The 24,206-nt window shown below is 33.5% G+C and carries 14 protein-coding genes; 2 read left to right on the forward strand and 12 right to left on the reverse strand.

Annotated features, from left to right (window positions below):
• Positions 1-8: 8 nt before the first annotated feature.
• Together GQ47_RS09070 and GQ47_RS09075 are read left to right on the forward strand one after the other, a co-directional pair.
• On the forward strand, positions 9-3,005 hold the full coding sequence (locus GQ47_RS09070; RefSeq protein ID WP_035647464.1) for a glycoside hydrolase family 3 N-terminal domain-containing protein: 2,997 nt from the start codon (positions 9-11) through the stop codon (positions 3,003-3,005).
• 72 nt (positions 3,006-3,077) lie between these two features.
• Positions 3,078-4,349 carry an acyltransferase family protein gene (locus GQ47_RS09075; protein WP_035647466.1) on the forward strand — a complete coding sequence of 424 codons (1,272 nt, stop codon included), beginning with the start codon at positions 3,078-3,080 and terminating at the stop codon, positions 4,347-4,349.
• A gap of 83 nt (positions 4,350-4,432) precedes the next feature.
• On the opposite strand, the gene nagA is transcribed toward GQ47_RS09075, so the two are convergent.
• The 12 genes from nagA to GQ47_RS09135 form a co-directional block, all read right to left on the reverse strand.
• Positions 4,433-5,554 (reverse strand): N-acetylglucosamine-6-phosphate deacetylase, encoded by a 1,122-nt coding sequence (gene nagA / locus GQ47_RS09080; RefSeq protein WP_035647469.1) that lies wholly within the window; start codon positions 5,552-5,554, stop codon positions 4,433-4,435.
• Between the two features lie 215 nt (positions 5,555-5,769).
• Positions 5,770-7,815: a protein-disulfide reductase DsbD family protein gene (locus GQ47_RS09085; RefSeq protein WP_035647472.1), complete on the reverse strand. Its 2,046-nt coding sequence runs from the start codon at positions 7,813-7,815 to the stop codon at positions 5,770-5,772.
• Positions 7,816-7,946: 131 nt separating this feature from the next.
• On the reverse strand, positions 7,947-10,757 hold the full coding sequence (locus GQ47_RS09090) for a M16 family metallopeptidase (protein ID WP_035647474.1): 2,811 nt from the start codon (positions 10,755-10,757) through the stop codon (positions 7,947-7,949).
• Positions 10,758-10,805: 48 nt separating this feature from the next.
• Positions 10,806-11,249 carry a hypothetical protein gene (locus GQ47_RS09095; RefSeq protein ID WP_035647477.1) on the reverse strand — a complete coding sequence of 148 codons (444 nt, stop codon included), beginning with the start codon at positions 11,247-11,249 and terminating at the stop codon, positions 10,806-10,808.
• An 11-nt stretch (positions 11,250-11,260) separates the two neighbouring features.
• Positions 11,261-13,069: a chitin binding peritrophin-A domain-containing protein gene (locus tag GQ47_RS09100; protein ID WP_035647478.1), complete on the reverse strand. Its 1,809-nt coding sequence runs from the start codon at positions 13,067-13,069 to the stop codon at positions 11,261-11,263.
• Positions 13,070-13,153: 84 nt separating this feature from the next.
• On the reverse strand, positions 13,154-14,536 hold the full coding sequence (locus GQ47_RS23760) for a TlpA family protein disulfide reductase (protein ID WP_051951450.1): 1,383 nt from the start codon (positions 14,534-14,536) through the stop codon (positions 13,154-13,156).
• A gap of 28 nt (positions 14,537-14,564) precedes the next feature.
• Positions 14,565-16,037 carry a retropepsin-like aspartic protease gene (locus tag GQ47_RS09110; protein WP_035647483.1) on the reverse strand — a complete coding sequence of 491 codons (1,473 nt, stop codon included), beginning with the start codon at positions 16,035-16,037 and terminating at the stop codon, positions 14,565-14,567.
• A 6-nt stretch (positions 16,038-16,043) separates the two neighbouring features.
• Positions 16,044-16,919, reverse strand: a complete 876-nt coding sequence (locus tag GQ47_RS09115) for a thioredoxin family protein (protein ID WP_035647486.1) — start codon at positions 16,917-16,919, stop codon at positions 16,044-16,046.
• 73 nt (positions 16,920-16,992) lie between these two features.
• Positions 16,993-18,486 carry a PKD-like family lipoprotein gene (locus GQ47_RS09120; RefSeq protein WP_035647489.1) on the reverse strand — a complete coding sequence of 498 codons (1,494 nt, stop codon included), beginning with the start codon at positions 18,484-18,486 and terminating at the stop codon, positions 16,993-16,995.
• A 33-nt stretch (positions 18,487-18,519) separates the two neighbouring features.
• The gene (locus GQ47_RS09125; protein WP_035647491.1) at positions 18,520-19,293 is read right to left on the reverse strand and encodes a DUF4843 domain-containing protein; all 774 of its coding nucleotides are present in this window, start codon (positions 19,291-19,293) and stop codon (positions 18,520-18,522) included.
• A gap of 16 nt (positions 19,294-19,309) precedes the next feature.
• Positions 19,310-20,755: a RagB/SusD family nutrient uptake outer membrane protein gene (locus tag GQ47_RS09130; protein ID WP_035647493.1), complete on the reverse strand. Its 1,446-nt coding sequence runs from the start codon at positions 20,753-20,755 to the stop codon at positions 19,310-19,312.
• Positions 20,756-20,765: 10 nt separating this feature from the next.
• Positions 20,766-24,092, reverse strand: a complete 3,327-nt coding sequence (locus tag GQ47_RS09135) for a SusC/RagA family TonB-linked outer membrane protein (protein WP_051951452.1) — start codon at positions 24,090-24,092, stop codon at positions 20,766-20,768.
• Between the last annotated feature and the right edge of the window lie 114 nt (positions 24,093-24,206).

Consider the following 24,206-nt stretch of genomic DNA (forward strand, 5'->3'; position numbering starts at 1 on the left):
AAAATTACATGAAAAATTCAATCTTAAAAATAAGTCTATACGCCGCTTTTATCTTTTTAATTACCAATTGTGCTTCCAAAAAAAACACAAATACAATTGATGCAAAAAAAGACATTTCTTTAAAAGATACCGTTGTGTATGATCAAAAAAAAGAAAGCGAGAAAAAGACTTTTTTCAAAGATTCTGACAAAGAAACGGCTTGGGTTGACAGCATTTATAATAAAATGTCCGTTCAGGAAAAAATCGGGCAATTGTTTATGGTCTCGGCTTATTCCAATAAAGACTCCGTTCACATTAACCAGATCAATAAATTAGTTACCGATTATAAAGTTGGAGGTGTTATCTTTTTTCAGGGCGGGCCAGTTCGTCAGGCAAAATTGACCAATTTATATCAGTCAAAAGCAAAAGTTCCTTTGTTTGTTGGAATCGATGCCGAATGGGGATTAGCAATGCGCTTAGACTCTACCTATCGTTATCCTTGGAACATGACTTTGGGCGCGATTCAGGATTTGAGTTTAATTGAAAAAGTCGGAAGAAATATGGCGGCCGAAAATAAGCGAATTGGCGTTCATTTTAATTTTGCTCCAGTTTTAGATATTAATACAAATCCTAAAAATCCAATTATCGGAAATCGTTCTTTTGGAGAAGATAAAGTAAACGTAAGCGAAAAAGCAATTGCTTTAATGAAAGGAATTCAAGGCAACGGCGTTTTCTGTACTGGAAAACATTTCCCAGGACACGGCGACACTTCTACCGATTCGCATCATGCCTTACCTACCGTTAATTTTTCTAAAGAACGTCTTGATTTAATTGAGTTGTATCCATACAAAAAAATGTTCAACGAAGGTTTGGTTTCTGTTATGGTTGCGCATCTTAATATTCCGAGTTTAGAATCACAGCCAAATTGTCCTTCTTCAGCTTCCTATAACGTCGTTACAAATCTGCTTCAAAAAGAATTAGGTTTCGATGGATTAATTTTTACTGATGGTTTAGGGATGAAAGGCGCTGCCAATTTTAAAGGCCCGGGAGATTTGGAAGTAGCCGTGATTTTAGCTGGAAATGATATTTTACTTTGTCCTGATAATGTTCCAGTAGCTTTCCAAAAACTGGAAACAGCTTACAACGAAAAAGTAATTACAGAAGAGCGATTGGCGCATTCTGTAAAAAAGATTTTGCATTACAAATACAAAGCAGGATTAAATAAATACAAGCCAATCGATATGGCTAATATTTATAACGATCTAAATCCTTCTGGTAATGATGCTTTACATTATAAATTGTATGAAAATGCAATTACAGTTTTAAAGAATGATAAAGAAATACTTCCGATAAAAGATTTAAGCGAAAAAATTGCTTACATAAAACTTGGCGAAGACACGAACAGCACTTTTGTTTCTACCTTAAAAAAATACACCGAAATCACAGAAGTTAAAGACACCAATCTTGACAGTCTGAATAAGGAATTGAAAAAATTTGACAAGGTTATTATTAGTTTTCACAAAGTAAACAAACCTTGGGAAAAACAAGAATTTACTTTAACAGAATTGCTTTGGCTGAAAGAAGTCGCAAAACACAACAAAGTAATTCTGGATGTTTTTGCAAAACCATATTCACTTCTGTCAATTGATAATTTTGAAGATATTGAAGGATTAGTGGTTTCCTATCAAAACTCAGATATCAGTCAGGTAGTTTCTGCAGAATTGCTTTTTGGAGCGATTGATGCGAAAGGTAAACTTCCTGTTTCGATTAATAATGCTTTTCATGTCAATGATGGTTTAACTACCGAAAAACTAAATCGGCTTGCTTTTACCGCTCCGGAAAATGTCGATATGAATCCTGCGATTTTATCTAAAATAGATGCTGTGGCACAAAAAGCAATTGATGGTAAAATGGCACCAGGAATGCAGGTTTTGGTAGCAAGAAAAGGAAATGTAATTTTTCAGAAATCATACGGAGCGCAGACTTATGATAACGGAAAAAAAGTAACCAATTCTGATTTATATGATGTCGCTTCGATTTCAAAAATGATTTCGACACTGCCAAATGTGATGCAATTGTATGATAAAAGCAAAGTAACGCTAGACACGAAACTAAAAGATATGCTACCATTGTTTGCCAAAACAAACAAAGAAAATATCATTTTCAAAGATTTGCTAAATCATTACGCAGGACTTCAGGCATGGATTCCGTTTTACAAAGCAACTTTAGACAACAATAATCAACCTTCTGATAAATACTATCGAAAAATAGCCGAAAACGGTTTTACAACAAAAGTTGCCGATAATCTTTATATCAGAAATGATTATCATGATACGATTATGAAAATCATTGCTCAAAGTCCGGTATCACAAAAAAAGGAATACAAATACAGCGACTTTACTTTTATCATTTTAAAAGAATATCTAGAAAGAAAAACACATAAAAAACTGGAAGATTTAAGCAAAGAAAATTTCTACAGCACATTAGGAATGACAAATACGCTTTACAATCCGCTGGATAAATTTGATAAAAGCAATATTGCTCCAACCGAAATTGACAATTATTTCAGACATCAGACAATTCAAGGTTATGTACACGATATGGCAGCCGCGATGGAAGGTGGAATAGCGGGTCACGCCGGAATTTTTTCAAACAGTATGGATGTTGCCAAAATGATGCAGCTGTTTTTACAAAAAGGAAATTACGGAGGTATTCAATATTTTTCTCCACAAACTTTTGATACTTTCAATACTTGTTATTATAAAAACCAAGGCGTTTTGAGAGGTTTAGGATTTGATAAGAGAGTACACAAAGGCGGACCAACTTGCAACTGTGTTTCTGAATCAAGTTTCGGACATACTGGTTTTACAGGAAATATGGCCTGGGCAGATCCAGAAACTGAAATTGTGTATGTATTCCTTTCCAACAGAACGTATCCAGAAGTAGTAAACGATGAAAATAAATTAGCCAAAGGAAATATCCGAGAAGACATTCAAAAAATAATCCAAGAAGCAATAATAAAGTAACCAAAGATCTTGCATCTTGCTTCTTGCTTCTTTCTTCTATAAAAAAACCTAACCACAAAAAAACAAAACCCAATGACCAAAGAACGTTTAACCTCACTAGATGTATTTAGAGGATTTACCATCTTCTTAATGACAATTGTCAATAATCCCGGAAGCTGGTCTTCTATTTATCCGCCTTTAGAACATGCTGAATGGAATGGCTGTACTCCTACCGATTTAGTTTTTCCGTTTTTCGTTTTCATAATGGGAACTGCAATTCCTTTTGCAATGCCCGTAAAACATTTTGACGGAAGTGTTTTTAATAAAATCTTAGTTCGTTCGCTTCGAATTTTTTGTTTGGGATTATTTTTAAGCGTCTTCAGCAGAATCCATTTATTTGGTTTAGAAGGAATTCCGTTATTAGGAGTACGATTGGTAATCGCTTTTGCAGTTGCTTATGCCCTTTTAGGAAATTTTTCAATGAAAGTCAAAACGTATCTTGCCGTTGGAATCTTTTTGATATTGATTGCATTATCATTTAGCGGTCTTGAACATTTTGAAGATACCCGAATTCCAGGCGTTTTACAACGAATTGCAATTGTATATTTCTTTACTTCTATTTTATATTTAAAGACAAATTTAAAAACACAACTTTTAGTTTTAGCCACACTTTTAATTGGATATTGGTTATTGATGGCTTTTGTTCCCGTTCCAGGATTTGGTCCTGCTAATTTTGAAAAAGGGACTAATCTAGCGGCTTGGATTGACGATACACTTTTAAACGGACATTTATGGGCATCTTCTAAAACTTGGGATCCTGAAGGAATCTTAAGCACATTACCAGCAATTGGAACTGGAATTTTAGGAATGTACATTGGTCAATTATTAAACTTATCAATCGATAAAATTGAAATTGTCAAAAAAACAGCCATCACAGGAATTGTTTTATTAATTGGAGGTTTACTTTGGAATATCATTTTCCCGATCAACAAATCACTTTGGACAAGTTCTTACGTTTTGTATACTGCCGGAATAGCTACCGTTTTGTTGACACTTTTATATTTTATAATTGATGTAAAAGGTTATAATAAATGGACCAAACTATTTTTAATTTGGGGTGTAAATCCAATGATTGTATTTTTCTTTTCTGGAATAATTCCGAGGGTTTTAAGCGCTATAAAAGTTGCTGATCCAGAAATCGCTGGAGAAGAAATCAGCTTTCAAACTTCAATATACAAACACGGAATTGCTACTTGGTTTGAAAATCCATTAAACGCTTCTTTAGCTTATGCTTTATTGTACGCGACTTTCTGGTGTTTTATTTTGTGGATTTTCTATAAAAAGAAATTGATTTTTAAAGTGTAATTCTATTTTAATTAGAATAAAATTTTATTCGCATCATTGCTATTTTTAAGTCAATGATGCGAATATTTTTTTATAGTTAAAAGCTAAACTTCAAGATTAAGAACTTCAATTTCGCTTAGATCTTCAGAAAACTGCACAAAGCTTGCAGGAAATCCAGCCTTTATTTTTCCGATTTTATCTTCCATTCCAATTGCCGAAGCCACTCTCGTATTTGCCATTTTTATTGCTTCATCTGCTGAAACATCCAAATGATTATAAGCATTTTGTACCGCTTCTTTCATAGAAATTGTAGCGCCTGCCAAATTTCCATCTTCATTTCTGTAAAAACCATTTTCTAAATGCGCATCAAAATTATCCCATTTAAAATTAGCTACTTTTCGCCCTAAAAATGTCGCGTCGCTGATTAAAAAGAATTTTTCCTGCTTTAAATTATATGCCACTTTTGCTGCTGCATAATCACAATGTGCTCCATCCAAAATAATAGGCGCATACACTTTTTCGTTTTCAAAAACTGCTCCAACCAAACCCGGTTCACGATGTCCGAATTGTGTCATTGCATTAAATAAATGTGTTACCAGATTTATTCCTTTTGAAAAATAAAATTGCGCTTCTTTGTGGGTTATTGTAGAATGTCCAACTGAAATGATAATACCACTATCTAACAACATTTTCAGTTGTTCTTCTGTAAAACATTCAGGAGCAATTGTAATTACTTTTATAACATCTTTTCCATGTTTGATAATTTCTTCAAGTTCTTCATTCGTTGGTTTTCGAACCTGATCAATACTGTGCGCGCCACGTTTTAACGGATTTAAAAATGGTCCTTCTAAATGCATTCCCAAAACTCCGTTATTGTATTTTGCTTTATAATCACGTACCGCATCAATTCCTTTTAAGATTGTTTCTTTTGAAGACGAAATTAAACACGGTAAAACATGCGTTGTTCCAAATTTCAAACTGGAATCATAAATATCCTGAATGGTTTCTTCATTAGGCGTTTGGCTAAAATAATATTGCTCTCCACCGTTAATCTGAATATCAATAAAACCTGCTGCAATATGATTTCCTTTAAGGTCAATCTGTTCTATATCGTTTGGAATTTCCTTTTGTACTGAAATGATTTTTCCGTTTTCAATAACAATAACGCCATTTTCAATTATTTCTTCACCTGTATGTACTACAGCATTTACAATCGCTTGTTTCATGATTTTAGTTCTGTCTTTTTCTTTCAAATTTAAAGAGTAAGATCGGATAAATTATCCACATTCACGTTATATTTTAGTGGATTTTTTAAGAATTTGAAACAATTTATTACCTGCCAAAAAGACGATATAAAATCTGGAATTTGCACAAAAAAAACGGAATAGCAGTTTCGCTATTCCGTTTTTACAATTTAACCTTGGGTAACAATAAATAAAAATTAATTAAAACTATTTTTAAAATTACAAATGCCACTTTGGAGCCAATTCAGATAATCATCGATATCTGGATTATATGCCGAAGTTTCATTTAGTGCTTCGCCTTCGTTATTTACCAATACGTAAAAAGGCTGAGCATTTGTTTTGTATTTAATGGTTTGGAATTCACTCCATTTTTGTCCAATATATTTAATTTTTCTGCCTGTCAATTTGGAAACAACTTGTTCATTTTGAGGTAATTCTCTTTTATCATCAACATATAGAGAAATTAAAACAAGATCATCTTTCAAAACCTTAAGCACTTTTTTGTCAGACCAGACATTATCTTCCATTTTTCGGCAATTCACACAGGCATGTCCAGTAAAATCAATCATGACTGGTTTTTGCATTTTTTTGGCGTATGCCATTCCTAAATCATAATCGGTAAAAGCGATAATATTGTGGGGTCCAAATTCTGCTCCGGCAGGTAATTTTGATGGTAATTCATCGGAATTAGTTCCTAAGCCGTTCGGAATTTCGCTGTAATTTAACGGTGGCGGAAAACCGCTTATTAATTTCAAAGGCGCACCCCAAATACCTGGAATCAAATAAATTGTAAAAGATAAAACGACGATTCCAAGACTCAATCTCCCAACGCTGATATGCGATAACGGACTGTCATGTGGCAATTGTATTTTCCCCAATAAATACAAACTCAGCACCGCAAAAATCGCAATCCAAATGGCTAAAAAAGTTTCCCTTTCCAGGCAATGCAATTGCAGCACCAAATCGGCATTGGATAAAAATTTAAAGGCTAAAGCCAATTCTAAAAATCCTAAAAATACTTTTACCGAATTTAGCCATCCACCCGATTTTGGCAATGAATTCAGCCAACCCGGAAAAGCCGCAAATAAGGTAAACGGCAAAGCCAAGGCCAGAGAAAAACCAAACATTCCCATGAAAGGTGCAATTCCGCCTCTTGAAGCAGCTTCGACCAATAATGTTCCCACAATTGGGCCGGTGCATGAAAACGAAACAATTGCTAAAGCCAAAGCCATAAATAATATTCCGATAATCCCGCCTCTGTCTGCCTGACTGTCCACTTTATTAGCTAATGCATTGGGTAGCATAATTTCAAAAGCGCCCAAAAATGACATGGCAAAAACAATTAAAAGCACAAAGAAAATCAGGTTAAACCAAACATTTGTCGAAAGCGCATTCAGCGAATCGGCACCAAAAGCCCAGGTTACAACGGCTCCTAGAAAAATATAAATCGTAATAATAAAAATGCCGTAAAAAATAGCTTTTCTAATTCCCTGCGATTTGCTTTTGCTTTGTTTGGTAAAAAAACTTACCGTCATAGGAATCATCGGGAAAACACATGGCGTAAGCAAAGCAGCAAAACCAGAGAAAAATGACAATATAAAAATCGTCCATAAACTATCTAATTCGGCTTTATTCAGCTTTTTGTGAACAACTGATTTTGTTGGTAAAACTGTCTTTTTCTGAACCGGAATTTCGGTTTTAACTTCTGCCAATAATGAATCTGTCTTAATTTCTTCAACAACTTCAACAGGAGCAATTTCTTTTACAATTGTGGCATTGGCACTAATCGTTGCGTTTACGTCAAACTCAAGTTCATCATAACTCGGCGGAAGGCAATTTTCATCATTGCAAACCATATATTCCACCTCTGTTTTGATTTTAAAAGACTTTTTTCCAATGTTTTTTATACGTTGTCTAAATGTAGTTTCTTTTTCAAAAAACTTAATTGACATTTTAAAAACAGGATCATTTATGGTTTTTCCTTTTTCTTCTCTTACATTTCCAATCAATTGAAAATCTGGAGTTTTAGTAAAAACAAAATGCGTTGGAATTGGGCCGCCGTCAGAAACTTCCTGGCTGTATAAATGCCAACCTGTGTCTAAAGTTGCTTTTGCCTGCAATTCATATTCAGTATCTGAAATCTTTTCGACACTGGTTTTCCACTTAATGGGAGTATAAATTTGAGCCTTTACCATTATTGTAAACAACAACAGCAAACTCACTAAAAATATGTTCTTGTTCATGGGTAAAATTTTAGAAAAGAGGGCTGAATAGCAAAAAACAACCCTCTCGTAAAATCCGATATTACAACTAATAATGCTTACTAATTCAAAATATCAATTGATTACGGAAGTACAAATTAAATTCTAGTAGATTATTTTGAGGGTTTGAAGACAATTTGATACGAATCGGCTTTGTTTAAAAACGAATTCGCAAAATTCTGAATATCTTTTGCAGTAATGGATTTTACAATATCTTCATAATTTTTAGGATCATTCATATTGAAGTTTTCCCTAAAGTAATTGTAAAGCAGATCGCTGGTATATTTATTGAAATTTTTACTGTCCTCTCTTGACTTCAAATAATTCGTTCTCGTTTTCTCTAAATCTTCAGAAGCGATTTCTCCTTTTTTAATTTTATCAATTTCCTGATAAACAATAGGCACTAAATGATCTGCTCTATTTGCATCACAATCAAATGAAATTTCAAGTTTAGTCGTTGGTACAGGATACTTTGTAGAAACGCACTGCACATAAGCGCCATAAGTACCACCTTCTTTTTCACGAAGACTTTCTGTATACCTTAAAGTCAAAATATCTCCAAAAAATGATGCTAACATTTTATTCTTTTCAGAGTAAGAATAGGCTTTTGTATAGTTGATTTTTACAGCACTTTTTGGCGTTTCCATTTTAATAAAAACTTCTTTATTTATTTTTTCCGAAATCCATTTTGCTCTATTATCCTTATATCCTTCTTTACGCTTAACTCCTTGAATGCTGGCAATATATTTTTCTAATAAAGGTTTTAAAACTTCAGGCGTTACATCACCTACTATATTGAATTCAAAATTTGACACATCGGAAAAGCGATCTTCATAAATTACTTTCATTTTATCAAAAGACAAATCATCAATGTACTTTTGGTCTATTGAATATACTCGCGGATTATTTTTTCCGTACACAGCAACTGACACACTATCTGACATTTTAGAATTAATATCTTTTTCTTTATTTTTTAGAAAATTTTGAAATCTTTGTTTCATCAATAAAAATTTCTCCTGATCAAATCTTGGTCCCTCAAAACGCAAATAAACTAACTGCATCATTGTTTCAATGTCTTTCACATTAGCTGACGCTGATACAAATTCAGACGAAGGACTAATTCCAACACCAGAACTAACTATTTTTCCTTTCAATATTTTCTCTAAATCAGTATCTGAAAATGAACCTAATCCCGACATCATAGCAAAATCTGCGCAACGTTGAGCAGATGGCATATCATCACCGTCATACAAAGAAGTTCCTCCATAACTATCTGCTTGCAGACTAACCGTCTTTTTATTTTTATCAGCAAATTTATAATGCACTTTTACGCCATTGCTTAAAATATAAGTAGTCGCATCAATTTCTTTAGTTTCTTTTTCTGATACTATTTTACCTGGCTTTAAATCTGTTCCATCCATAAGTGATTTAGCCACAAAAGTATCAACATATGGCTGTAATGATGAGTCGTTTTCCGCTTTCTGAATAATATCAAAAGCTTTTTCCTGACTTAGATTTTCTTCGCCTTCTACTCCAGTTACCGTAATAACACGATTTTGTTTTGTGTATAATTTGGCAATTTGTTCTTGAAGAATTTTGCTATCCAGACTTTTCAAAATGCTTTTCGTCATTTCAAATTCTACTTTCGGATCGGCAATTATTTCATGATCCAAATAATCGTCTTTTACCATTCCGATTACTTGTTTATGCGAAATCTCATTTAGTTTTTCTAAATAATTTTCGTAACCCGAAATAGTTTCAGTAACGGCTCTTTCAATTTCTCCTTTTGAAAAACCAAATTTGTACGCTCTAACCCATTCGTTCATAACAGTTGTAAAAGCTTCCGCTTGTTTCCCCGGTTTCGGACTTAGGCTTAAAACAAAAACATCATTCAAACGAGAATATTTTTGATATCCAATTTGTGCTCCTTTAAAAGGACATTCCTGTTTCTGAGCCATTTCAGATAAACGATTGCTAATGATCCCAAAAGCAATGCTTCTCTGTGTTGATTTTTCTAAATCGGAAAAAGTCCCCGTTGGTTTTTCGGCAGAATGGCGAACCATGAAAGTGATATTTGAAGCCGAAATTTCTTTATCCAAAGCCAATTTAAAAGTTGGTTCTTCTTTCTCAGGAATTGCAATTTCAAAACGTTGTTTAGGATTTTGAGGCGTCGGAATATCCGCAAAAAGTTTTTTGATTTTTGCTTCAACTTCATCTGAATTAATATCTCCAACAATAGCAATCGCTTGTAAATCGGGACGATACCAATCTTTATAAAAATCTTTTAAAACCTGATATTTAAAGTTTTTGATGATTTCCATATCGCCAATCGGCATGCGATCTGCATAAAGCGAATTGTTGTAATAATAAGGCGCCAACTGATTGTAAATTCTTGCTCGGGCATTTTGTCTCGTACGCCATTCTTCGGTAATTACACCACGTTCGGCATCGATTTCTTCATTTGTCAGCGACAAAAAATTTGACCAATCGTGCAAAACCAGCAAACATGTATCGACAACGCTTCCATCTTTTGACGGAATATTATCTAAATTGTAAACTGTTTCGTCTGTACTTGTGTATGCATTGATATTTTTCCCGAAAACGGCTCCTTGTTTCTGAAGCGTATTCAAGATTCCTTTTCCTTCAAAATGTTTGGTTCCGTTGAAAGCCATATGTTCCAGAAAATGCGCCAAACCTTTCTGCTGGTCGTTTTCTAATATCGAACCTACATTTTGAATAATGTAATAACTCGCCGTATTTTTATTTACATCTGTTGGATAAATATAATACGTCATTCCGTTTGGAAGAACACCTTTTTTGATTTTTTGATTGACCACAATTGGGTCATTTACTTTGTAATTTTGGGCGTAACCAGAAAATATACAGCCCGTTAGCATTACAAATATTGCTACTAAATTTTTCATTTATTTATATTTTTTTTTTTACACCATCAGTTTTTATCTATAGCTATTTCATTCCCTAACATTACACATGTTCATAAAAATGACTCTATATTTAATACCTTTTTTGTTTTCTGAAAAATCTATAATGTAAAAAACTTTAGATCTATTGAATAATTCACATTGTATATCTTGATCATCAAATTTTTCTAAGGATTTTATTTTTACAATTTTTCCTTTATATCTCTTTAAAAAAGATTTATTAATAATCTCTTTTTCTAAAGTCAGATTTGCGTTTTTCTTGAATTCAAAACTGTAAGTATTTTTCTTGTTGTCATTAAAAACATATCGTCTATTTTTAAACCCATCCTTTTCCTCAGGAAAATCGATCTTAACATTATATTTTCCTTCTTTAAAAGGTATATATATTGTGTCAAGTTTCTTTATCTGCTCATAGCTCTGAGAATAAATACAACTTGAAATAAAGAGAACTATTACTATTGAAAAATTCTTCATAATATTAAATTTTATTGTCTTAAATCTTCATGTCCATAATTGACATAATTTCCTAATAAATTCCATTGATCTGAGTTTTTAGGATAATCAAATAAAAAGCAATATGCCTCATCTAGTCCTTTTAAACTTAAATATTTGTAATATTCATTCCAATCCCAAGGAGTTGACGTTAAGGGATTAATTGTTGGGTGCATTGTTCTTTGTTCAACTTTATTTCTATTTTCGGGAGTAGTAACAAAATCTCTAATCTCAGAAAGTACATTTTGCATTATCGGTATCATTCTTCCATACATAAAATCATGTTGCTCGCTGGCTACAGGATACATCGAATTGATTGTTCTTCCTATATCCATTCCTATGTTAGAATTATTAGATTTAATGAAAAGATAAGCATGAATACATTCGTGTAATATGGTTTTGGCATTTTCTATCTTAGTTTGACTTTGATCAGTTCCTGCAATTAGTATTTGCCTATTTATTCTAATTGTTATAATATTTGTAATTGGATCTTGACTTGTAGTTGCATTTACCTCTTTTTCGGCTGGGTTGTTATCTTCATATACGTGATCATTAATTTCAAATTTAACATTAAACCTGGCTTGATCTCCATCAAAGATATCAAGAAATAATGTTTTAAATTGTGGAGAATTTTTCAAAGCGCCATAAATTTCGTTGAACTTAATTCCTTCAGGAGTTGTTGTAGAAATTGCTGATCTATCAACATTAAAAGGAGATTTATAAGAATCAATGGGATTAAGAACCAATCCTGGCTTTGACATCATTTGATTGATCATATCTAAAGCAAAAACATCTGCCCAAGAACTAAAACTCTCCATAAATAAATAATCAAATAATGAATTTGCAATTTCCGGTCTTTGCTTAAGCCAATTAAACTGATCATTATTTAATGATAATTCTGATCTTACTTCCTGAGCTTTAGTTGTTACTGTAGGAAGTTCTCCTATCGGATAATATTCGTCTCCACCGCCACCAGGAGAGCTAGGATAACTATAATTAGGAGGGAAATTTATCCAGACAGAACTATCATCTCCCACATAATTTGGATTTTGGTAGTTATTATCAACTGTAACTTCTTCAAGTTCTTCTAAAAAACCATAAGTACTAACATTGATAGTTTCACCATCTGAAAATCTCACAGAAAAAAATGATTTTCTTGCATTTTCGCCAGCTAGATCAGGCCAATCACAAACCTGAATCGAATTATTAAAAAGTGTACCATCAGGACAAATATTTAACACAACTATTTGAGCTGGATTCCCTTGATTGTCTCTAAAAAAACCACACAAATAAGAAAAATCTTCTCCTTTAGTTTTTCCTGTTAATTTCTTACCTGCTAATTTTTGTAGATCTGAAACATATGACTTTGGCATCAAAAGATCTGTTTCTCTTTTGCCCTGCAGAGAATATAGAATACGATGATAACTTGTTATTCCCATTACATCAAATGGCATAAATTGTACAATCTCACCTACAAATTTCCCTTCTTTTTGGATAATAAATAATTCAAAAGTATCTTGAGAACCTTTGTTAGAAATCATTGGCACACGAATAGACTTATCTTTACCTGCAAATACATGTTCCCAATCTGGAGTTAAAGGAAAAGAAGTTAAAAATGCATTATCCTTATTTTTAGACATCTCACTTTCAACAAATTGCTTAGTGGCAACAATTAAATCAGGATCGATTTGTGCATTCTCAGAAGAATATTCTTCAGTTGCACAAGAACTTAAATTAAAAAGTAGTATCCCGACTAAAACCAGTAAAAAGTGATTGAAAATTAATTTTATTTTATTTTTCATAGACTACTTTGCTAATAGCTTATTTTTATTAAACTCATCATTAAATTTCCGAGAATTAATAGATAGTGATCTCACTTCTATTTATTAACCTTTCAATAATTTATCCAACTGCACCCTCAATTCCGGATTTGACGGACGAAGCGCATCGGCATTGATAATATTTCCTTTTGTGTCAAACAATAAGAATCTCGGAATAGCATTCACATCATAGTTTTTAGCCACATCGGAACCAAAATCTTTATCTGCCATCAACTGAATTCCTTTCAATTGTTCTTTGGTAACGAAATCTTTCCATTTTTGAGCGTCTTTTGGTTTGTCTAACGAAAGACTTACAAAGACGATATTTTTTCCGTGATAATCCTCTTCAATTTTTTTCATGTGCGGAATCTCCGCTTTACAAGGTCCGCACCACGTTGCCCATAAATCGATGTAAACAAATTTACCTTTAAAATCTGAAAACGAAACTGGTTTATCGTTTATGTCGTTATACGTAAATTCAAGTCCTTTTTGACCCACATTTTTATGAAGCACTTTTTCGTATTCGATTAAAAACGTTTTACTTGCATCAGAAATCATATACGGTTTGATGCTTGGAGCTATTTTTTCATATTCTTCAATTTTCATTCTTGAAGTTGCTACCGCGTCACGAAGATAAACATCTTTTAGAGCCGGTTCTGTAATATGTGTAATTGCTTCTGCCAAATCCAAACGTTTTGGCGCATCACCGCTATTCATTGTTACATAAAAGAAATAATTTGACATTAATGAAAGACCATTTTGCAATTTTAGCAAATCAGCATCTGTAAATTTTTTATCTGTCTGCCAAGTTTTAATAACCGCCGGGCGATCGTCTTTATCAGGAAAAGCACTTCTTGGCATTCTGAAAAAAGTATATGTCAATTCTTCGACATCAGTTGCTACGGCTAATTTTAATAATTTATCAAAAGCTGCATCTTTGGTTTTAATGCTTTTTGAAAATTCATTTGCTTTTGCAACGCCTTTATCAATCCACGGATAAAAATCTACATACGTAATATTAGTTCCGAGTCTTGAAAACGGTGCAAATTCGTTGTAGATTTCATTTGCTTTTTGAACCAAAACATTCTGTCCAACATTTTTGCCGCTCAAAACATAATTCTCTTTATTGATCAAAAGGCTAATGTCTAATTTTGGTTCCAAATACAAGCGAATCAATTGATTTCTACTTTTCATCTGACCGTAATCAACGTAATAAAAACCAGCTGCTGAAACCGGTATCATAAAGCCAAATTCCCCAAGTGTGTTGACTTTTGCAGTTGCAGCTACCGCTGGTTTTCCTTCTTCGACATTATAAAGCGTAACTTCTTTTGCTTTAAAATCGGGAATTGAAACTGTTCCTTTAATAACTGCATATTCCGAAAAATTTGCAGCAAAACTCACCTGAACCGCAAAGCAGATCAAAATGAAATTTAAAATGTGTTTTTTCATGATATTCTATTGTTTTTTGTTGATAATTTTAAATTGAAATTCGCATCGATTGATCGCCTTGTTCTATGATAAAATCTTTGCTTTCTTTAGTTTCTTTCAGCTTTTTAAGGTTCTCGGGATTCAGTAAATCTTTGGCTTCAAAATCATTTACTTGAGTGACTTTGGCTCCTTCTTTTACTTTCTTCAAATCTTCATTTTGCCGATCTATGATTCTTTTTACTATCAGATTTTGGTTTTCATCAAAATCTAAATTCATTCCGCCTAGATAGAAAGAAGATATTTTTTTGAAATTTTTATTGGGCTCTAAATAGACCGTTTTATGCAAAAGATCGATTGTGAAATTGAAACGCTTTATTAAATCAATTCCGAGTGATCCATCGGCGAAAGCCCAGCTTTTATTGGCTTCGTCATATTCCTGCAACGCGATGGTTACGTTTGGAAAATTATTTCCGTTAATCGCTACATTTGGAATCGCACCGCCGACAATTTTAGTTTGTTTTCCTAAACTATAATTCACAGAAGTGTATTCTGTTTTTAGACTTGCTTCGAGATTATTTTTATGATTGAAAGGTCCATATGCAATTAAATCATAACCTGCTCCTGTATCAAAAGTGAAACTGCCTTCGACTGTTTTTTTATCTTCAAAAGTCAGCTTCATTTTTACTACCGGAAGTCCTGATTTATAGTCAAAAACAAATGGTTTTGCTTTTCCCCAGTAATTGAAATTTCCGAAATTGTACAAATCAATCGTCATCGTATCAAAATTGACAGAAGTAATAAAATTGCGAAGCAAATTTGCGCCAAATAATCCGTCGTAAACGCCGTGTTTTGGAAAAATAACCAAACCTTGATTCTTCAAAACCTGATCGCCAATATAAATGGTATTGTCTGCCGAATACTGTACTTGCTGACTTCCGCCAACCACAGAAGCCGATTTATTTTTGGTAACCACAACTCCGGCTTTGTAAGCGCTATCAGGATTCAAAGCCATTCCGTCTGCGCCGGTATCAAAAAGCATTAAAAACTCGCGATCGGCTTTGTTTAGTTTTATTTTGATGGCGATTCCGTTTTCGACAATTTGAAACGGAATACTTGCTACTTCTTTTACAGTAGCATGTCGGTCAACTTTATACAAACCGTCAAAAAAAGTCACATACAAAATTTTATTATCTGAATTGAAAACAATTTGAGATGGCTTTTTTTCTTTTCCTTTGAAACAAAAATCGGCCAAAACAAAAGTTTCATTTTTCATTGCTACCGGTTTTCCAATCTGAATAGAATCCAGAACAGGAAATGCATTGAAAATTCCGTTTAAATAAAATTCATTTGAAGAAGCATCTCCAACACCAACCGTAAACTCTGGAGCTAAAAGACTTTTAATCTCACTATAACTTTTATTTTGAAATGCTTTTTCGAAAGATTCAATAGATTTTTGAATGCTATTTTGAGCATAAATAGTGCATCCAAAAATCAATATTGAAAACAAGAATAACTTTTTCATTTCGGTTTACTTTTGTAAAGTATAGGGATTATTGGCTGCAGGTTTCTGTACCCCAAAATCTTTCAATAAAATGCCTTCAAATTTTGTCCAATCATCTGCAGAATAAATTGGTTTTACCTCATCAAGTAATTTTTTGAATGAAGCTAAATCGTTTGTTTTCTCCAATTCTTTTCTCTTGCGCTGTAAAATGGTAAATACATGATTCTCAACACTTGCTTTTCCGTAATCTTTTTCAAGTTGACTGACATTTTTCAGGAAAAAATCATCGTACTGTCTGCCAATTCTTAAACCAGTAATAATTACAAAAGGAACCTCGGCCAATAAAGAAGGTTGTGCTTTTAAATACGCATCGGCTGTTTCAAAAGAAACGTTTCGTTTATTTGCCAAATAAGCCTGTGCATAAAATTCCGGATATTCTTTTTCCTGAATTTGCGGACTGTATTTTTTAAATATTCCATTTTTTGATGCTGTTTTTGCATTTTCAAGCAAAGCTGTAAATTGCTCAACACTTTGAAAACCACTTTCAACATCAATCACTTTTCCATCAGCGTTCAAGAATAAAAATGTTGGAAATCCGGTAACGCCATATTTCATACATAGCTTTTTACCAATTTCTTCTTTCAAAATATCCGATTTGAAAGTGACAAAATCTTTGCTTAAAACAGCCGCTACTTTAGGATCTGGAAATACCTCTTTGTCCATTTGTGCACACGGCGCGCAACCAGTAAAATACAAATCGACAAAGATTATTTTTTTCTCCGTTTGAGCTTGTTTTTTAGCAAGTTCCCAACTTTCATCAGCTGGATTTATCTGTGCATTTAAGGCAATAGAAGAGCTGGCAAGCAGCAAAACTGCACTTGCGATTTTAAAAAAACGTTTCATAAGATGTGGTTTTTAGAAACCGAATGAAGAATGAAGTTCATACTTCATTCGGTTTTTCTTTTATAGTTTTAGATTATCTGCGTCGGTAAGCAACATCAACGATTTTACATAAACCGCTAAATGTATCTGTTAGTATTAAATCTCCATTTACAGGAGGAACGTTGTAAAGTTCTAATTTACCCGTAGTTCCATAACTGCCAACAATTAATTTTTTGTCTGCATTTTTTGCCAAAGGATTAAAAGCGATATACGTTATTTCATCGGTACCTTTGTTGATCATTAATTTAGCCGATTGGGTTCCGTTGTCATATTCATACACTTTGCTTCCAACAGCATAAAACAAATATCCTGAATCCGGACTTACTGCAAATTTTGTTGCTTTGTCAAATTCTGGTGCATTCAGAATCTCTTTGTAATAACTTTGAATTAAACCTGTGGAAAAACGCAGTAAATAGTATTTTCCTGTTGATCGATTTTTTAGGACTGCAAAATTTTCAAAACCATTAAAACCAGAGGTAGTCATGTAAATTAGATCTGAATCTGTATTATTCCAATCTAAAACTGTTGACGATCCAGTAACTGGTGGCATTGCCGAACAATTTCCTTTTGAATAATTAAAACGAACGAAACTGCGAGTATCATTATTAAAGAAAACCGGTGAAGCGGCAGAACCTCTATTAGAAGCAATAAAAGGCGCTGCATGAAAAGTTTTTGTTGCAGTCTCTAATATGTTTTGCGGAAGACCATATTTTATATTAAAAGCACGATAATAATAGTAAATATCACCTTTGCTGTAAATAAAATTTTCGCCTCCGCCTCCAGGTGTTTCCATAAAATCAATGCCAAAATTTGTTGGGAATGCTCCTCCTAAAGTTTCATAAGCCAAATTTTGTGTTTGAGTCCATCCAAAAGAATCTGGATCAAGTCTTGCTGTTCCATTTTCAGTGGTGGTTACGTAAACTCCGTAAGCTGAACCAGAAGAAACTGCGCTTGCAAAACATGAAACATCAACAGCTTTACCTGTTAATTTTAAAGCAGAACCTGAAGCATCCAAAACATCTGTAATAATTTTAGGTTGTGAAATACCTGGCAAAATTGAAACCATATCTAAGCGCGCCTTTTCCTGCACGTTTCCTATCACTAGCCAACCTTCATAAATTGCCGAAACCACATTTAGCTTAAAAGGTTCTTGCTGCCAAGTAACGCCTGTAACTTTATCTTTTACAAAATAGTAGACATTGTAACTTCCTGGTGCTAACTTTATGACTCCATCCAAATTTTTAGTAGTTGCAAGTAATGTTCTTGATTCTAATAAAAGTTTAGAAGGATTAAGCGCTACCCATTCGTAGCTGTAACGATCTGTACTGTTGCCTTCAACTAAAGTCTCATTCAAATCAGGCGTAATTTTAAAATTATCTCCAGTATAAACTGTATATGATTCTTCAATACCAGTCGCGTGTATTTCATTTATTGCATTATAATCGTAATTCCCTTCATCTTCTGCACAACTGTAGGCTAAAACCAGCATCAGTGGCAGAATAAATTGAATCTTTATATTTTTTAACATAATGTTCTATTTTTAAAATTTATTAAATGATTTTTAAGGAAAGATCATTTCTTTCCCATCGTCTTCATAAATAATGTTGCCAGATGCTTTTTGATCAGCCAAGTAACGTTTCATAAAAGCTTGGTAGTACATAAAATCAGCAATAGCTAGTCCTGGACTACCCAATTTTTGATTGAAAATAGCCGGATCTAAATGAATCAAATCGCACATCAGGAAAAATTTCTTTGCTGTAAAAACGCCTAAATATGGTGCATACCAACCAATAGGCTGCGTTAATTTATCATCAAAAGAAAGTTTGAAAGTAATAAAGCTGATTCTTTTATGCGTCAACGCATTAATTTCTTTGCTCTTCATTTCAGTCTTAAATGATTCATTTTCTTCTAAATTCAAAATCAGTAAAAAGCTATTTTTCTTCATATCTTCAGTTCTGAAAACCTTAATAGGAAGATCATTTACTACTTTCCCTGCAGGAATAACAAAATCTTGTGGAATTTCAAAGTGAGTTCCGGCAATAGCTGTACTTTTTGGATCTACAACTACTTTTACTTTTCTGTCAACATCGCTGATATTTCCTTGTACTTGAATTGGTAGATTATAAGTTTTGCCAACAATTACAGGCTTCTCTAAAGCAAAAGTAAATCCTACACTATCGGTTATAGCTGTAATCGCTCCATCAGAAATTCCGAAAACGGATGGTGTAAAATACACGCTGTCCTTCCCTGAATATGTTGCAATTTCTTCATGATCACATGAAGCAAGACCTAAAATTGACAAAAACAATATGCTTAAAATGAATATTTTTTTCATGTTACTTTGTTTAAAATTATTGGAAATTAACTTCAATCTCTGGCAATGGTACAACATATTGAAGTGCTCCCATAGTAAGATTTCCAGAAGCGGCCGAGCCGTTAGGAACTGTTGCACTATTTATTCTTTTGTAATAAAAGAACAACTGTCCCTCGCCAATAAACTCTTTTCTATACTCTTTAGTAACTTCTGTAGTAACATTTGCAGTAGCAGCTAAATTGGTTAAACCACGATTGAAACGAAGTGTATTCAGGTAAGCAATTCCATCTGCCGGTACTGGAGCTGTTTCTGCTGCGATCAGGTACATCTCTGAAAGTCTGAACATAGGAATCTGCAGACGAAAAAGCTTTTCTTTGTTTGCTACATCTTCGTATTTATAAAATGTCTTTTGTGTTTTTCCTCCAACAACAGGAACTTTCCAGCTTGGCAGGCTTCTATAATCATTATCGTTTGATTCAAAAACAGCTGTTAATCGGCTCAATAAGGGAGCATAAATAGTGGCATCTGCTAAATTATAATCGAATAAAGCTTTTTGTTTCGCATATAATCTGTAATCACTTAAAGCGAAAAAGTTTTCAGATGAAAAAATTCGGTCAGGATTTGCTGCATTTGTAGCTTCTAAGAATGGAGTCCAAGGAAAAAATGTCGTCGTTTTTGTAAAATTAATAACTTCATTTGCAACGACAGATGCACCCGTTTTATCTCCAGAATATAACAATACACGAGCTTTAAGGCATTTTACTGCCAAATAATTCATACGCATGCCTCTGTTTGCTGAATAATACGGATTAGCATCAAAGTCTGTTGTGGCATTGTATTTTCCTGAAGTAAGAATTGGATCTTTTTGAAGCAACTCTAAGGCTTTATCCAAATCTGCCAGAATCCTGGCAACAACATCTTTAGCTGAAATCAAAGGCTGGTTCGCTGTAACAGCAGCATCATAATAAGGTATTGCCTGAAGAGAAGGATCTACTTTGTAAATTGGTCCATACAAACGTAGCATATCAAAATGAAGCATTGCTCTAATTCCGATAGCTTCTCCTTTTAAAAGATCGGCTTTTTCTTTTGATACAATTCCGGCATGTTCGTCCATGCTTTCTAAAAACTTGTTGGTATACAAAATAGTTTTATATCCTGCTTCCCAAATATTAGAAAACACAGCTTTAGGATGGCTTTCTGTATAGGCGTAAGATGCTATTTTACTTTTAGAAACATTGCTTGTCATATTGTACTGCTGTCCTAAAATTTCGACTGCATCCATGGTAAGCTGTCGTCCGTATAGGTCATCAGATACGAGACTTAAATAAAGTCCGTTGTGCACATTCTGCATTCCGGCTTCATTTTCAAATATTTGACTTTCTAAAATTTTATCCTGAGGCGTTACATCCAAGAAATCACTGCAACCCGCCAATGACAATGCAATCAAGACAATGAATGTTATTTTATGTAAATAATGTTTCATAATTACTGTATTAAAATGATAAGTTTATACTTAAAGAATAAATTCTTGAAAAAGGATACTCAATACCTCGCTCTGCTTTTATAGTTGAAACTCTAAAAAACTCATTTGCGTAAGCATTGAATCCTAAACCAGCCAATCCTGATTTATTAAGCCAATCTCTATTGGTCACACGATATCCAAGACGAAGGGATTCTCCTGAGATGTAATCTGCTTTTTGAATAAATCGAGAAGAAATTGGAGTATTATTTGTCAAGCTGATTGCCTTAAATTGTGCCATTTGTCCTGGAGTTGTCCATCGATCTGTAAATGCTCTCGCATCTTGATTATCAAAAATATTGCTTGAGCTGATATTTTCAACTTTATCATATAAAGCGGTATTAAATTGATCTGCTCCAAAACTGTAACGAATGAATACTCCTAAACTAAAGTTTTGATAGTTAACACTTGTAGAAAAAACACCAGTTGCAATTTCTCTTGAGTTCCCCATGATTCGTTCATCATTTTTATCTAAAATAAATGTAGTTTCTCCATTTTTTTTCAAGAAAACTTCTCTTCCTGTAGCAGGATCGATTCCTAATGATGGTACTGCCCAAAGATCATTTGTGCTTGCTCCGTCATAAAATCTTGTTAGGCTAGTCGTTTTTTTAGCTGCATCATTTAGTGAAGCCAAAGCATTATTAAAACCGCCTAATTCGTTTTCATTTGTAGTTGCTGTCAAGCCAAGAGCCCAATAAAAATTAGCTTTGGGATTGCTTATAATGGTATAATTTGCTTTAAGCTCCAGACCTTGAGTCGTAATATAACCAATGTTTAACGGGTAAGCAGTAACTCCGGTTGAAGCGGCAAGATCGATTGCAACAATTTGTGGAGAAGTTCTACGTCTGTATGCTCCAAAAGTTGCAGTAAGCTTGTTTCTGAACATTGCCAAATCTAATCCTAAAGACAAATCTTTTGTTTTTTGAGGCTCCAAATCGATATTCGCCAATTGCGAAACATTTAATCCAGCACCAAAAATATTTGTATTTGCATCATAAGTATAAATATCATGAGAAGCAAATCCCACAAGGTTCTGATTTCCGGTTTGACCATAATTTGCACGAAGCTTTAAGATATTTACGACATCTTCATTCATGTTAAATTCGTAGTTCATATTCCAGCCAATACCAATGCCGTAATATGGAGAATATTTTTTGTTTGTTCCAAAATTGGTTGCTCCAGAAATAGTGTGAGTTAAATCAAGCAAATATTTTCTGTTGTAAGCATAATTCAGCTGATTGGTTAAATCGACACTTCGTACCATTTCGCTGTAAGTTTCAGGTTTTGAATTGACTTCAAATCCAAAAGCAAAATTAGGATTACCCGGAACTCCTAAAGGAAAACCTCTTAAAGTAGAACCATAATAACCATATCTTGTTTCTAATGCAGAAGCTCTCAAAGTATAATTAAGCGAGTGAACATTATTGAAAACATTTGAATATGTTCCGCCAATATTTCCATTCCATTTATTGGTCAGATAATCTGTCCTTTTATAACTTCCTTTTTCTGTTGGAATATCTGAAATGAATTGTGTGTCATCTGGCGAAATAAATTTAGTTGATGTAGTCTGTAATCTTGAAACTGAAATTGCTGCAGTTGTTTTGATATGAGGGTTAACATCATAATTTACAGCAAAGTTGTTTGTAAAATTAAAATCTACACCTTTGTCGTAGCTATTTAAACGAACATTATACAAAGGATTTTCTTCCTGATTTACGTAATCATTTACAATAGGATTTCCGACTGGTATATTTGTTCCGTCCATGTAACGTGTTGGAACTCCATTTTCATTATATTTTTCATAATACGGGCTTGCTTTTGCCCAAGTAGAAAAAGAGCCATATGGCGATTCCTGATTATTTCCACCCGAAACAAAGAAGTTATTGTTAAAGCTTACTTTTTTCTTTCTATAAATCAAATTCGCATTATATCCCCAAGTATTATGTTCAGAACCTTTCATTGTTCCTGACAAAGATTTGTAATTTCCGGCAAGATTGAATCTAAACTCGTCAGATCCTCCGCCAATTGCCAAACTGTGTCCAGAAGTAATTCCCATTTGGATCGGTTCATTCAGCCAATACGTATCAACGCCACGGCGCACATCAGCCAGACGTTTGTTGTAAATTTCATCCCATTTAAATTGTTGCGCATAGTCGCCAAGACGTGGCACAACATAAGCTTTCGAAAGTCTTTCGAATTCTAATTTCTGCTCGGCATTCATTAAATTATAAACACTTAAATCTGCCAATTCATAAGATGAATTATAGACATAAGAAATTTGTAATTTCCCAGGAATTGGTTTATTTGTTTCAATAACGACAACTCCATTTGCAGAGCGTGAACCATATAATGCTGTAGAAGCAGCATCTTTAAGAAGCGTAATATTGGCAATTCTGTTAATATCTAAATCGACAACCTGCTGTAATGTTGTGGGGAATCCGTCCAAGATAAACAAAGGTTGGTTTGGATCTTCTTTAAAACGATCATTAACTTGGTTAACAGATAAACTGGTCTGTCCTCTCACTTCGATTACTGGCAAGACATTTGGGTTTGAGCCTGCAATGTTATTGTTCAAAACCATAAAAGAAGGATCTAACGTTTTTAAAGCCTGAACAACATTTTGCGTCGAAACTTGTCTTAACTCCTCACCTTTATAAGTAGAGACTGCTCCTGTAATTAATTCTTTTTTACGAACTGTAACTCCAGTATTTATAACTACTCCACCAAGTTCTTTGGTTTGTTGTTCTAAAACAACATTAATAACACTTCTTTTATTAACAGGAATTATTTGTGCTAAATGCCCAATGTAGGTAAACAAAATTTGTCCATCTTCTGGGGCTTTGATCACATATTTTCCGTCAAAATCAGTTTGAGCAGCTACAGTACTGCCCTTCACTTTTATGTTTACGCCTGGTAAAGGTTCTTTTTTTTCATTGGTAACAATACCTTTAATTTCAATCAGTTTTGATTGAAAAACGACAACATTTTCCTTTGGTAATTTTCTAACTAAAATGGTGTTTCCATTTGACAAACTAAAATCGAAATCTTTATTAGGAAAACTGGCTTCTAATAAATCATTTACTCTGATTTTACCTTTTTTCAAATGTACTTTCGGTAGTTTCTTAAATAAATCTTCCTGATAAATAAAAGTGTAGTCTGTTTGTTGTTTTATAAGGTCAAAAACTTCGTCAACAGTTACCGTTTTATCGGTTGCAATTACAATTTTTGTGTTTTGTGAAAATAAATTTGCGGGTGAAAAACCAAAAATTGCAGTACAAAACAAGAATATAAAAGTTCTCATAATGTTAATAATTAGTCTTTTTCTAAAATAGAAAAAGACGTCGGTTAATTTAAATTTCATAAATTTACATGTTAATTGGTTGGTCGGTTGTTAAATGATTAATTGATTAATACA

This window comes from Flavobacterium sp. ASV13 (assembly GCF_000745775.1).
GTDB lineage: Bacteria > Bacteroidota > Bacteroidia > Flavobacteriales > Flavobacteriaceae > Flavobacterium.